Source organism: Janthinobacterium lividum (assembly GCF_011601275.1).
GTDB classification, from domain to species: Bacteria; Pseudomonadota; Gammaproteobacteria; order Burkholderiales; family Burkholderiaceae_D; genus Janthinobacterium; species Janthinobacterium lividum_E.
In genome coordinates this window covers 133,480-146,619 of record NZ_JAAOLY010000005.1, presented here as the reverse complement: position 1 = coordinate 146,619, position 13,140 = coordinate 133,480, and the positions used below count along the sequence as shown (strand labels likewise).

Genomic DNA, 13,140 nt, shown 5'->3' with positions numbered 1-13,140 from the left:
TCTCCTCATCATCGAACATGGCCACTGTTGACGTGCTTCCCGCTCAAGCCGCCCGGCGCGTCTGCGCCAGCGCCGCCTCGAAAGGACGGGGATCGATCCAGGCGCGCACGTCGACCTTGCTGGGCAAGAAATTCCAGCGGAACAAAAAGTCGCTGAAATCCTGCAAACCCGCGACCGACGTTTCCGCCAGGTCCGTGTCCAGGCGCAGATGCGCATCTTTGCCATACGCCACTTGCACCCAGTGTTCACTGGCATTCGATTCGCGCGCAAGGAAACGCCGCGTCTCGTCCGCATGGCCGCGCGCCCACGCTTCGGCCCGCAGCACCTGGTCGACCAGGGTCACGGCGGAATTGAAATGGTTGTCGAGCAGGTGCGCATCGACGCTCAGGGTGCGCGGCGTGCCATTGTTGGCGCGGATCAAGGGTTCCGGATGGATGCCCGTATCGATCACCGTATGCAAGCCGAATTGCTGCGCCAGCTGGGCGGCCGAGGCGCCTTTCAGGAAGATGGCGTCCACCTCGCCCCGCAGCAGTCCCAGCAGTTCCGGACTTTGCCCGCCGCGCCGTGCACCGCTGAACAGATTCGTCGCCGCGCCCTGCTCAGGCGCCGTTTCGCTCTGGCCCGTGTTGACCACATAATCGACCAGTTCCACGTCAGCAACCGCCAGCCCTTCCAGGCTCAGCGCATTTTCCAGCCCCCGCAAGGCTTGCGCGCGCGCAAAATCGATCTGCGCCCTGGCCCACAGGGGCAAGCCGAAGCGCCGCCCCTTCAAGTCGCGCACCGTCTTGATGCCGCTGCCGGGCAGGGTCAAGATCAGCTGCGTCTCGTCCGACCACGACAGGCCGATCACGCGCGTCTCGCGCCCCGCCGCGCGTGCCCACAGGGCGGGAATATTGCCGCCGTGACGCACGGAATTCTGCAAGGTATGGTCGAAATGCGATTCGCGCACGGCTTCCTGGTCGGATTCACGCAAGGAGCGCAGGCTGGTGCCGTCGGCGCGCAACGCTTCTTCCAGCCAGCCTTGCTGCAAGGCAATTCCCAAGCCTGTTGGGACGGGGCAGCGCGTGTACCACAGGGTGTCGAGCGCTTGCTTTTCTACTTGATTTTCATTGCTCATCTTGTATCTCCAGAGTGGGTGGACCAGTCAAAAAGGAAACTACAGCGCCATCCTGCGCGCCCATTCATTGCCATCCCACAAGCTGCTGGGGTGTTCTTCCTGCCCCACGGGCGCATGCGATTCGTCGAGGTCGCTGAAATCCGCATGCAAGCCATCGCGGATGGACACAAAACCGGGCGAACCGCGCTGGCGCGGGTGGGCCAGCGGCACCTCCTGCACCCGGCGCACCTTGCCCGGGCGGGCGTCAAGCACGACGATGCGGTCGGCCAGGTAGACGGCTTCATCGATGTCGTGCGTGACCATCACCATGGTGATGCCCTCGTCCTGCCACAGCCGGCGCAGTTCCTGCTGCAAGCGCAAGCGGGTCAGCGCATCGAGCGCACCGAGCGGCTCGTCCAGCAGCAGCACGTCGGGCCGCCCGACGAGGGCGCGGGCGATGGCTGCCCGTTGCGACATGCCGCCCGATAACTGATGCGGATAGGCGTCTGCGTAGCCATCGAGGCCCACGCGCGCGATTTCCGCCGCCACGCGCTGCGCGCGCTCGGCCAGCGGCACCTTGGTATTGCTGAAGGCCACGGCCACGTTCTGCTGCACCGTCAGCCAGGGGAACAGGCGGTGATCCTGGAACACGAGGCCCCGGTGCAGATCCGTGCCGCGAATCGGCACGCCATCGTGCAGCAGCAAGCCCGTGTAATCGGTGTCCAGGCCTGCCAGCAGGCGCAGCAAGGTGGACTTGCCGCAGCCGGACGCACCCACGATGGCGACGAATTCGCCCGGCGCGATGGTGAGCGAAATATCGTCGAGCACGGGCAGCGGCGCGCCTTTCAGCGCAAACGATTTGCTCACGTGCTGCACTTGCAAGCCGCCGCTCAGGTGCTGCCGCTGGGGCAGCAAGGTCGATGGGGAAACAAAATCATTCATGGCGCACTCTCTGCGGTGGGGCTAGGGAAGGAATGGCGGCGGGCGGCGCCCGGCGCAGCCAGCGGCTGCCGTGGAAAACCAGCCAGGCGGCCAGCCACGGCGCCAGCCAGATCAGGAACACATTACGCAGCCCCGTCAGGTCGGCCAGGCGCCCCGCCGCCAGCGCGCCAGCCGTGCCGCCCACCATGCCGAACAGGGTCAAATGGGCCGAGACCCTGGCCTTGTCGACGGGCGCGCGGGCGATATTGTCCGTGTTGACGAGGTTATTCACGCCCAGGCCCAGGCCCAGCAGCGCGGAGGCAGCCAGGTAGGCGATGCTGGAAGGCCACAGGCCAAGGATCAGCAAGGCGGCCATGATGGCCAGGTGCGCGCCGCCATACAGTTGCTCGCGGTAGCGGCTGGCCAGCACGAAGCGCCCGAGGAACAGCAGTACCAGCACGCAGCTGAGTCCCTGCACGGCCATCAGCCAGACGGAGTGATGCGCAGGCCAGTGCAGCACGCGGATGGCCAGCAAGATGGAAAACACGCCCACGCTGGACGCCGTGAAGCTGGCGAGGATTTCAAAGAGGTACGTCACGCGCACGACAGGCAGGCGCAGCAGTTCGCGCAGGCTGGCCACGCCGGGTACGGCAGCATGTCCGTCCAGCTTGCGCGGCGCCGTATTGCTGGGCAACACTTGCCAGCCCAGCACGGCCAGGATGGCGAACATCAGGGCGGAAATCAAAAAGCCCGCCTTCAGCCCCAGCTGTGCGATCAGGTAATTGCCGCACAAGGGTCCCAGAAACTGCATGCCCAGGATCAAGGTCCCCTTGTACCAGCCCGCCTTGCCCTGGCCCAGTTCCGGCAAGCGCACAAGGAAGACCGTACTCATGGCAACGATGCGCAGCGAGATGCACAGGCCCACCAAGAACATCAGCAAGGCCACCCATTGCCAGCCGGGCAGCCACGGCAGCACGCAAAAGGCCAGCGCCAGGCTCAGGCTCACTCCCGCATACAAATGTTTGGGATTGCCGCGCGACAAGATATAGCCAGCCGGAATGGTGCCGAGCGCCATGGCCAGGGTTTCCGCGCTGCTGATCGCTGCCAGCTGGAAATTGCTCACGTGCAGGTGCAAGCCCAGCAAGGTGGCCAGCACCTTGTTCATGCCGATGGTCACGCCCGACAGCAAGGTCAAGCCGATAAAGCGCAGCAGAAAGGCGCGCAGCTCGCCTTCGCGGGCGCTGACGGCCGCGTCTGGCTGGAATGGCAACGATTCACTCACTGCTGCGCCCCTTCACCAGCAGGCGCGCGAGCCGCGCAAACGCCACGTTCATCGCCTGTGCCAGCAAGGCGATCACGAGCACGGCCAGCAAGACGACGTCCATGCGGCCCGACACTTCGCCGTTGAGCAGCAATGAACCCATGCCGGGGCCAGCCGAAAACAGCAGTTCGCCGCCCAGGCAAGCGAGCCAGGCGAACGCCAGCGCATGCGTGACGCCCGTGGCGATGGTCGGCATGGCGCTCGGCAACAGAATCTGGCGCAGGGTCTGCGTGCGCGTCAGGGTCAGCACCTGCCCCACCTCGCGCAAGCGCCCCTCCACCTGGCGCATGCCCGCATAGGTGTTGAGCACGGTTGGATAAAAGGCGGCGATAGCGATCACCAGCAGCTTGGCGCCGTCGCCATTGCCCACCCACAAGCCCAGCAAGGGAATCAGGCCCAGCAAGGGAACTTGGCGGATGCTGTGGAACAACGGCCCGATGAGCCTGTCCGCCAGCGGCGACTGCGCCATCAGCGCCCCCGTGACGATGCCGGCGCTGCCGCCCAGCAGCAAGCCGGCCAATGTCCTGCCCAGGCTGGCGCGCAGATGCACCCACAGTTCGCCCGTCAAGACCAGGTCGCGCAAGCTGTGCGCCAGGTCGCCCAGCGACACGAAGATGTAGGCGGCCGCCGCGCCTTGGCCGGAAGCCCATTGCCAGGCACCCAGCAAGGCCAGCGGCAACAGCGCGCCCTTGATAATGAGTATTATCCGTTGCTTCATTTGAACTCCCCGCTACGCTTCCAGCGCATCAGCCGCGCTTCCAGCGCGTGGCAAAGCCGGTCCAGGCCAAAGCCGATCACGCCCGTCAGCACCACGCCCACCATCACCACGTCGAGGCGGAACATTTGCCGACCCATTTCCATCATCTGGCCCAGGCCGCTGTCGGCGGCCAGCAATTCCGCCCCCACCAGCACCATCCACGAGCGCGACAGGGCGATGCGCATGCCCGTCAGCGCGGCCGGCACGATGGCGGGCAAGACGATCAGGCGGATGCGCTGCCAGCGCGAGAAGCAATACACTTGCGCCACCTCAAAGTAGCGCTGCGACAAGTTGCGGATGGCGTCATGCACGGCCAGCGCGACGATAAAGAAGCTGGCCTTGGCCACGATAAACACCTTGAAACTCTCACCTATACCGAACAGCAAGATAAACAGGGGGATCAGGGCCACGGTCGGCAGCTGGCGCAAGACATTGAACGTGGGGTCGACATAGCTGCGCAAGCCAGGCGACAGGCCCAGCACGACGCCAAAGGCCAGGCCCGCGCTGGCGCCCAGGCCGAAACCGGCCAGCAGACGGAACAGGCTGATGCCCAGGTGCTGGCCCAGTTCGCCACTTTCCGCCAGGTCGCGGGCCGTCAGCAGCACTTGCCATGGCGACATCAAGATGTGCGCAGGCATCCATTCGAACGTGGTGGCGGCCGTCCACAGCAGCAGCAAGACGAGCGGCGACGCCCACACGGACCAGGGCGAGCGCACGAAGCGCCGCAGCCAGGGAACAGAAGCCGCACGCGTTGGCGCAGTGGCGCGCGGCAAGGCGATAGTGAAGGAAGTCATGGCGCCCAGTAGGTTTGCAATTTCAGCTGCGCCAGCGCCTGGTTGACGAACTGGGGCGCGAACAGGCTGTCCACTTGCAGGGGTCGCGCTATCAGGCCCGCGCTCTTCGCGTACGCCGCCTCGCCCAGGTAATGCTGGCGCAGACTGGCCGTAAACAACGGCGACCAGCGCGCCTGCCACGGCGTATGGTCGCCCGCCAGTTCGCGCCGCACCACGCTTTCCACCTGGCCCGCGGCCGCCTCGGTGCGCACATACTCGTCTTCGCCGCCCGCGCCGGCGGCCCGGTGGTGCTCGCGCACATAGGCCGTCACCACCAGCTGGGCCAGCTGCGGATAGCGTTGCAGGAAACCGCTGTCCGCCCAAAGTTCCGCGCGCATCTTCCAGTCCTGCGGCGGCGCCTTGCTAGCCCAGATGATCTTGCCCACCTTTTTATCTTCCAGCAGGAAAGCGTCGCTGAGGGTAAAGAAGGCGTCCGCTCCGCCCGTCGCCACGGCCGCCGCGCCTGCCTGCGGATTGAGGTTAAGGATCTTCACGTCGCGCAAGCTCATGCCATTGGCTTCGAGCAGGCGCGCAAACGGGTATTCCCACGGCCGGCCACGGTGCAGCGCGATCTTCTTGCCCTTCAAATCCTTGATCGACCTGGCCGTCGAGCCGTTCGGCACCACCAGGTAGGTATTGTTGGCGCTGCCGCCGGGCAAGATCAGCCGCGTCTGCAAGCCCGAGGCATTGGCGATAATCGACGGCAAGTCGCCATACTGGGCCAGATCGATCGAATGGTTGGCAAACGCCTCGTTGACTTGCGTCGCCACGGAATTGGTCGTGACGGGCACCCATTCCAGCTTCACGCCCAGCTTGCCCAGTTCGGCCGCCAGCCAGCCTTGGGATGCTACCTGGGCGGCCGAGCCGGCAAACACGGTCTTGCCGGACGGCGCCGTGCGGGCCACGACGGCGATACGCACGGCTGGCGGCAGCGGCTCGGCCGCCGCCGCAATCATAGGCGCCAGCAGGCTGGCCGCCACGGCGGTAACAAGTATTTTGCGCCAGCTCAAACGTAAGAATTTCAATGACATAGTGGGCCTGTTCTTGAAAGGGTTACACCAGGTCGGTGGCGGGCAATAACGACAAGGCGCGCGCCGTGTCGATCAGCTTGCTCATCTTCCATTGCTGCAGCAGCACGCCGGGGCCGAAGTCGCGCGAACCGCCGATGGCTTCGGCCGCGATCTGTATCTGCGCGCCCTCTTCCAGCAGCAGGATGAATTCCGCCAGCTTCAGCAAGCCCTGCTTGCCCCACACGGTGGCGCCGCCGTTCGCTTCCAGGATGGCCGTCGCATGCGTATTGCGGGCGATTTCGCCGAGGATGAAATCGACTTCCGGCTGGCGGCGATCGATATAGATGGGAATTTCGCGGATCAGCTGAAAGCGCTGCACGGGCACGTAGCGGATCGGCAGGGTGCGGTGCGTCTGCGCCCACGCGCCCAGGGACGGCGAATGCACGTGCGAGATCGACGTGACTTCCGGCCGTTCGCGGAACAGTTTCAGATAGCGCGCACCGCCGTTGTTCGCGTCGCCCACGATCACCGTGCCATCGAGCGCCAGCACGGCCGCCTTCAAGGACTGGCCGCGGCGGAACGGCCCCGGATCGTTGACCATCACCACCTTGTCGCCGCCAGGGGTGCGCTCGACAAAGCCCACCGTGCCGTTGGCCGTCAGGCTGCCCGTCTCGCGCAAGCCGTCGAAGGCGATCTGCGCGTCGCGCCGCACCTGCTCCACGAATGCCAGTTCGGCCGCCGTCAGATCCTGAGCCTGTACTTGTTGTGCTTCCGCTTGTGCCACGTCCGTCATGTCATGCTCCATTTGGTTGGGTTGGAATACGGGTCAGTCATGCCTCTACTTTTGCAAGAGGCGTGCCAGCGCCAAGGCCAGGGAAATGGGGAAGTGCTGCTGCCTGCGCAACAGCGGCTGCTGGCGTGGCAGCAGGAGTCTGCACACGCGCTGTCGGCAAGCCAGCAAGCGGCGCGGGCACGTTTCCTGCACGGTTCCAGGCTCCACCCACCACCAAGGAATCCCATGACTACCGCACTCTCCCCCGCTGTCGATACCGTATGGTTTACGCGCTGCCCCGTGCCCACGGCGACGGGCCTGGCCTATAAACTGGGCTGGCTGGATGAGGAATTCGCCCGCGACGGCATCGCCCTGAAAACCCTGCAGGAAGTGGGCGGCGAACTGGCACGCCACCATTACGACCACGGCCTGTCCACGCTCGTGCGCGAAGGCGGCAACCTGCTGGCCCTGCCCGCGCGCGCGCAAGGGGCGCCCACGCGCCTGATCGGCCTGACGTGGATCGATGAATGGCAGGCCATACTCGTGCGCCCCGGCTCGGGCATCACCTCACCGGCACAGCTGCAGGGCAAGCGCCTGGCGCTGCCAGCGTTTCGCGCCGAGGACTTGCGCGAAAACCGGCGCGGGCGCAGCATCGCGCGCGGCATGAGCCTGGCCGGCTACAAGGGTGTGCTGGCCTCGGCCGGCCTCACCCTGGACGATGTACATCTGGTGGAAGTGGGAGCCGACGCCCAGGCACCGGTCAATCTCGGTGCGGGCCTGTGGCAAGGCATCGCGCCGCTGCTGCGCGGCGAAGTCGATGCCGTCTACGTCAAAGGCGCGGCGGCGGCCGAGGCGGCCCGCGCGGCGGGACTGGAAGTGGGGATCGATATCGACGCCCTGCCTGACCGGCGCTTTCGCGTAAATAACGGCACGCCGCGCCCGATCACCGTGCATGAGACGATGCTGGAACAGCATTTCGAGCTGGTCGTGCGCTTCTTGACGCAGACCCTGCGCGCCGCCCACTGGGCCCGCAGCCACCAGGCCGACGTGCTGGCCATCCTGCAGGGCGAGACGCGGGCCGGCGCCGACGCCGTCGCGGAAGCCTATCGGGACGGTTTCCATCTGACCCTGGCGCCCGACCTGTCAGACGACAAGGTGGCGCTGTTCCGCCAGCAGAAGGATTTTCAGCTGCAGCACGGTTTTCTCGATCGCGACGTGGATATCGAAAGCTGGATCGACCGGCGGCCGCTGGAGGAAGCGCAGCGGCGGCTGGAGGCGCTGCTGCGGATAGCGGCTTGATGCGGTAGTGGTGTTGTCGGCTTACGCTTCGCTAAGCCGACCTACTTGATCAACAAAAAAATGGCCGGCAAATTTGCCGGCCTTTCTACATCAGGCAGTCACGTTCAAAACTGGATCGTGTACGACGCGCCCACCGTGCGGCCCTGGCCGATGATGACGGTATCGCCGTTGACGGCACCGGGCACGAAGCTGGTGAGCGTATGGTTGCGGTAGACCTTGTCGGCCAGGTTGTTCGCATACGCCGTGATGCGCTGCTTGCCACCGGGGAGCACGTACGACAGGCGCGCATTGGCCAGCGCGAAGCCGCCCTGGTTCAGCAAGTCGCGCGCGGCGTTTTGCGGGTCGACATAATAGTACTGTTTCGATGTATAGCGCACGTCGCCGCTGAAGACCAGCTGCGCGCCATTGCCCAGCGGGTAGCGGTAATCGGCCGCCAGCAAGGCCGTCACATGGGGCGAGCGCACGAATTCGTTGCCGGAGCGATCGCCGCCATTGTTCTGGATGGCGAAATCGTCGAACTCCGTACGCAGCAAGCCCACGTTGGCATTGATGTGCAGGTTGTCCGTCGGCTGCGCCTCGATCTCGAATTCCGCGCCATTCACGTGGGCCTTGCGCACGTTCTGCAGGTAATTGACGCTTTGCGTGGGGTCGCCGTTGTACACGCCCGTGATATTCACCTGCACGTTCTTGTAGTCATAATGAAAAACGTTGGCGTTGAAGTTCAGGCGTCCATCCAGCCATTCCGACTTGATGCCGGCCTCGAACGAGTTCAGGGTTTCCGGTTTCACCGTATTGAGCGCCCGCACGTCCGTGGCGCTCGTGTTGTAGCCGCCCGACTTGATGCCGTGCGCGTATTTCAAATAGCCGCGCAGGGTGCGGCTGAAGCGGTATTCCGGTGTCACGTCATACGTGAGCGCATTCCACGTGGTCGAAGGATTCGACGTGAAGTTGTTGTTGGCCACCGATGCGGCCGCGTAATTGCCGCCGCGGACCGTGTTCCACCAGTTGGCCGCATCGCCAAACGTCACCGTATTCGATGCGGCCTGCACGCGCTGCAAGTCCAGGTCCTTGGTTTCCGTCGTCCAGCGCAAGCCGAAAGTGGACAGGAACTGTTCGCTGAAGTTGACGGTCGTGCTGCCGAAGATGGCCGCGCTGCGCGCCTTGTGCTGGTAGATGGTGCGGTTGTAGCCGACGGGCTGCGTGCTGCCCGCCAGCGCCGGAACCGTGCCGTTGGGCAGGCGCGCGCCGGCCGAATCGGAATCGATCTTTTCATTGAAGTAGAACAGGCCCGCCACCCAGCTCACGGCGCCGTTTTGCGGCGACGTCAGGCGCAGCTCCTGCGACACTTGCCGGCTGCTGGCTTTTGAACGGCTGCGGCCCACTTCCAGCGGCGTGTTGTCGCTGTCGCCCGTCGCCTCGTTGCGGAAGTTTTCATAGCCCGTGATCGACGTCAGGGTCAGCTCGCCCAGCGCGTATTCCAGGTTCAGCTGTGCGCCGCCCTGCTTCACGTCGCTGTCGGCCGGCGCGTTCGTGCTGACGTCATCGGGATCGGTGCTGGGGATGTAGCCATTGCGGTACACGCCATTGGCGCCATAGCTGGCCACCGTCGTCGTGGCGCCCTTGGTCGTGTAGTCGCGGTAATGCAGGTTCAGGTTGGCCGTCAGGTCGCGCCCGATCAGGGCCTTGAGCTGGCCGCGGATGGCGCTGTCCTTGAGCTTTCCATCGCGCTCGCCCGTAAACTGGTTGTGGAAGCGGCCCTTGTCCTGCTGCTCCGTGTGGAAGGAGAGGCGCCCCGCCAGCACGTCGTCGACCAGCGCGCCGCCAATGGCGCCTTCGGCCAGCTTGGTGTCGTAGCTGCTGTAGTCAAGCTTGGCGTAGCCGCTGGACTTGAACGAGGGCTTGCGCGAAATGACGTTGATGGCGCCGCCCGTCGTATTCTTGCCCCACAAGGTACCTTGCGGGCCGCGCAGCACTTCCACCCGGTCCAGGTCGAACAGGGGAAAGCCCGTGGCGCTGGAATTGCTGATGTAGACGTCGTCGAGGTAAAAGCCGACGGGGTTCGGGAAATCCACCTGCTGCTGGCCCGCTCCCACGCCGCGTATCCACCAGCGGGGGCGGCCATGCTGCTGCGTGCCGGCCGAAGCGTTCGGCACGTAATTGAGAATTTCGCTGGCCGAGCGGCCGATGCCCGTGTCGAGCAGCTCCTTGCCGCCGAGGACCGTGATCGCACTCGGTACCTTTTGCGCCGATTCCTCGCGCTTTTGCGCCGTTACCGTCACCGATTGCAGGGAGGCGCCCTCGCCACCGCCGTTCGCGTCGGCCGCGGCAATGGCCTCTACGCCAGGCGTTTCGGCATGGGCCATGCTCGAAGCGACCATCAGCCCGCCGATGGCGAAGGCCGAGCGCAGCGCGCGGCGCACTGGCGTCAAATGAAAGGAGAAAGAAGAAACGGCGGCGGGGGCGGTCGAACGGCGCATGGGTGATTATCCTTGAGTAAAGTCAAAATGCGAGATGGTGATGACCTGTATTGCAAGGCGCATGCCTGCTGCCGCAGTGCAGCAAAACGTTCTTAAGTGATTGATTTAAAAGGAAGACTATCGTCATGATAGTGCTGTTGATTTGGCAGCAGCGGCGCCGCCGCGTGCTGCCTGCGCGACAGCAGGAGGTGGGACTGCTGTCGCGGCAACAGGGGAATGCCTCAGGCGGCGCGCAAGATTGCCGCCGTATGCCCGCGCACGAGCGGCAGCACTTCCTCGCCAACCCGGTACGCTTCTTCCAGGTGCGCCGTGCTGGCCAGGATGAAGGCGTCGGCGCCCAGTTGCACCAGCTCGTCGAGTCGTTCGGCCACCTGCTGGTAGCTGCCGACGATGCCCTGCGTCTGCCCGCCGCGCAGCAAATTGAAGCCGGACCAGATGTTCGGCGCCGTGATCAAGTCCTTGTAGCTGTTCAGGGTGGTCGGGCGGTTGCCCCGCTGGCGCGCCGCGCCCACGGAATCGCCCCCATCGGCGCCGAGAAACTGGCGCAAGGTGGCGGGGTCCACGGCGTCAAAGCCCTTGCGCACTTCGTCCCACGCTTCTTCTTCCGTGGCGCGGGCCACGATGTCGACGCGCACGGCGCACTTGATCTTGCGGCCCAGCAGCGCCGTCTTTTCATGCACGCGGGCGAATTTTTCGCGCAGCTGCTCGAACGGTTCCAGCCACGTCAGGTAGTAATCGGCGTGCTTGGAAGCGGAGCCGAGGGCCGCATCGGACGAGCCGGAAAAATAAATCTCGGGGAAATCCTGCTCCGACAGCGGCGTGGCCAGGCCCGCGTCTTCCACCTGGTAGAACTTGCCCTGGTAGGAAAATGGCCCGCCGCGCCACACGCCGCGCACCACGTCGAGAAATTCCGTCGTGCGGGTATAGCGGTCGTCGTGACCGGCCGAATCGCCCCACCACAGCTGCGCCGGACCGCCGCCGCCCGTGATCACGTTGTACAGGGCGCGGCCGCCCGTAGCCCGCTGCAGGCTGGCCGTCATGCGCGCGGCCACCACGGGATTCAAGAAGCCGGGCTGGAACGGGATCATGAAGCGGAAGGTGCTCGTCTCGCGCGCCAGCAGTGCGGAAATGGCCCACGGTTCATCCGTCATCGGGAAGGACGGAATCAGGCCGCCCTGGAAACCTGACAGTTCAGCGGCGCGGGCGATTTCCGCCAGATAGTCGATATACGTAAAACCATCGGCGCCGCCGCCACCGAGGCCGGCCTGGCGCAGGTTGTCATTGCCGGGAAACCAGTCGCCGCGAAACGGCGTGCGGGCGCGGTGCGAACTCGGCTCGCCATGCGTGGGGATGCGCCAGAAAAAATCGATTGCCATGTAGTGGTACTCCTTCAAATAAGGGGATTCAGGCTGCTTGCCGTTGCGTGTACAAAGCCGCCCGCACACGAGGCAGCACGTGCTCGCCGATGCGGTAGGCTTCCTCGAAATGGGGGATGGCCGCCAGCACGAAGCTGGAGATACCCGCCTGCGCATACGCCTCCAGCGCGGCGCTGACCTGTGCATAGCTGCCGACCAGCGCGCCGTGGGCACCCGTCTGCGCTTGCGCAAAGCCGGGCCAGAAGGCTGCGGCACCGGCATCGAATGGCGCATCGTCGGCCAGCCCCGCGCCACCGCGGTAGCGGCGCGCGTCGCGCAAGGCTTCCTCGAACGTTTCGCGCGCCAGCACATCGATGCGCAAGCCCGCCGCCACCGCGCGCCCCAGATCGCGCGCCTGCTCCGCCAGGCTGGCGAGGTGCGCTTGCAAATCCGCCAGCGGCGCCGCGTCAAACACGTGCACGTCGGCCTGGCGCGCCGACAGGGCCAATGCTTCGGCGGTATCGCCGGTCAAATAGATGCTGTTGACGGGATGGTTCGCCAGCGGCCCCTTGAAGCCGCCGTCCTGCACCTCGAAGAACTTGCCCTTGAAGCTGAACGGCGAAGTACTCTGCACGCCGCGCGCCACCGTGATGAATTCATCGATGCGGGGCAAGATGTCAGCGTCCGGTACAGCATCGCCCTGACGCCGGCGCGCCGCGGCATCGCCGCCGTGGCCGATCTGCCAGGCGAAACGTCCGCCCGTGAAGCGCTGGAAGCTGACGGCGTTCTTCGCCGCGTACACGGCCGAACCCCAGGCCGCGTCGAATTCGACGATCAGTTTCAGATGCCGCGTGCTGCGCGCCAGATAGCCGGCGACGATCCAGCTTTCATCGCCCTGCGTATCGTGGCGTATCTGGATGCCGTCGAAGCCCGAAAGGTCGGCCGCGCGGGCGATCTGGTGCAGGTAGTCGAAATAATTGAAGGGGGGGCGGGCGCCACGCGGGTCGCTCACGCCCGCCTGCAGGGGACTGGGCGCGCCGGCGGCCCGCTCGCCCCGGCGCGTGATGCCGGGCGCCGCGTAACGGCCGTCGCCGCCGATGGGCAATTGCCAGATGAATTCGATGGTCATGCATGGACTCCTGTCGTGGATCGAAAAAAGGTCGCGGCGCATCGTGCGTAGCGATCTGCCCTTTCCTCCTCGCAGAAAACATGCCATGCGCTGGCTACCCATCGACGCCCGAAGCTGCTGCTTACGCAGCAATCGGCTGCAGCCACGGCAGCAACGTGTTGCGCGCGCAG

11 protein-coding genes are annotated in these 13,140 nt (G+C 65.2%); 1 reads left to right on the top strand and 10 read right to left on the bottom strand.

The window, feature by feature from the left end; translation table 11 throughout:
- Window positions 1-43 precede the first annotated feature (43 nt).
- Genes GYK42_RS09645 through GYK42_RS09615 form a run of 7 tightly spaced genes read right to left on the bottom strand, consistent with a single transcriptional unit; the run spans window position 44 to window position 6,731 of the window.
- Window positions 44-1,117, bottom strand: coding sequence for an ABC transporter substrate-binding protein (locus tag GYK42_RS09645; protein ID WP_166447323.1), 1,074 nt, complete (start codon window positions 1,115-1,117; stop codon window positions 44-46).
- Between the two features lie 39 nt (window positions 1,118-1,156).
- Window positions 1,157-2,038, bottom strand: coding sequence for an ABC transporter ATP-binding protein (locus tag GYK42_RS09640; RefSeq protein WP_166447322.1), 882 nt, complete (start codon window positions 2,036-2,038; stop codon window positions 1,157-1,159).
- Window positions 2,031-3,299, bottom strand: a complete 1,269-nt coding sequence (locus tag GYK42_RS09635; RefSeq protein ID WP_166447321.1) for an MFS transporter — start codon at window positions 3,297-3,299, stop codon at window positions 2,031-2,033. The genes GYK42_RS09640 and GYK42_RS09635 overlap by 8 nt, the downstream gene beginning before the upstream one ends.
- A complete protein-coding gene (locus GYK42_RS09630; protein ID WP_166447320.1) occupies window positions 3,292-4,056 on the bottom strand; it encodes an ABC transporter permease in 765 nt (254 codons plus the stop codon). The genes GYK42_RS09635 and GYK42_RS09630 overlap by 8 nt, the downstream gene beginning before the upstream one ends.
- On the bottom strand, window positions 4,053-4,889 hold the full coding sequence (locus GYK42_RS09625) for an ABC transporter permease (protein WP_166447319.1): 837 nt from the start codon (window positions 4,887-4,889) through the stop codon (window positions 4,053-4,055). The genes GYK42_RS09630 and GYK42_RS09625 overlap by 4 nt, the downstream gene beginning before the upstream one ends.
- The gene (locus GYK42_RS09620) at window positions 4,886-5,938 is read right to left on the bottom strand and encodes an ABC transporter substrate-binding protein (protein ID WP_240943531.1); all 1,053 of its coding nucleotides are present in this window, start codon (window positions 5,936-5,938) and stop codon (window positions 4,886-4,888) included. The genes GYK42_RS09625 and GYK42_RS09620 overlap by 4 nt, the downstream gene beginning before the upstream one ends.
- A 43-nt stretch (window positions 5,939-5,981) precedes the next feature.
- Window positions 5,982-6,731: a class II aldolase/adducin family protein gene (locus tag GYK42_RS09615; protein WP_166447317.1), complete on the bottom strand. Its 750-nt coding sequence runs from the start codon at window positions 6,729-6,731 to the stop codon at window positions 5,982-5,984.
- Between the two features lie 225 nt (window positions 6,732-6,956).
- Between GYK42_RS09615 and GYK42_RS09610 the strand changes: the two genes are divergently transcribed.
- A complete protein-coding gene (locus GYK42_RS09610) occupies window positions 6,957-8,009 on the top strand; it encodes an ABC transporter substrate-binding protein (RefSeq protein WP_166447316.1) in 1,053 nt (350 codons plus the stop codon).
- Window positions 8,010-8,113: 104 nt separating this feature from the next.
- Here the strand turns inward: GYK42_RS09610 and GYK42_RS09605 are convergent, their stop codons facing one another.
- The 3 genes from GYK42_RS09605 to GYK42_RS09595 all read right to left on the bottom strand — a co-directional run bounded on the left by GYK42_RS09605 (window position 8,114) and on the right by GYK42_RS09595 (window position 12,970).
- Window positions 8,114-10,486 (bottom strand): TonB-dependent receptor, encoded by a 2,373-nt coding sequence (locus GYK42_RS09605; RefSeq protein WP_166447315.1) that lies wholly within the window; start codon window positions 10,484-10,486, stop codon window positions 8,114-8,116.
- Between the two features lie 221 nt (window positions 10,487-10,707).
- Window positions 10,708-11,862 (bottom strand): LLM class flavin-dependent oxidoreductase, encoded by a 1,155-nt coding sequence (locus tag GYK42_RS09600; RefSeq protein ID WP_166447314.1) that lies wholly within the window; start codon window positions 11,860-11,862, stop codon window positions 10,708-10,710.
- A 28-nt stretch (window positions 11,863-11,890) separates the two neighbouring features.
- Complete coding sequence (locus tag GYK42_RS09595) at window positions 11,891-12,970, bottom strand: LLM class flavin-dependent oxidoreductase (protein WP_166447313.1); 1,080 nt, start codon at window positions 12,968-12,970, stop codon at window positions 11,891-11,893.
- Window positions 12,971-13,140 lie beyond the last annotated feature (170 nt).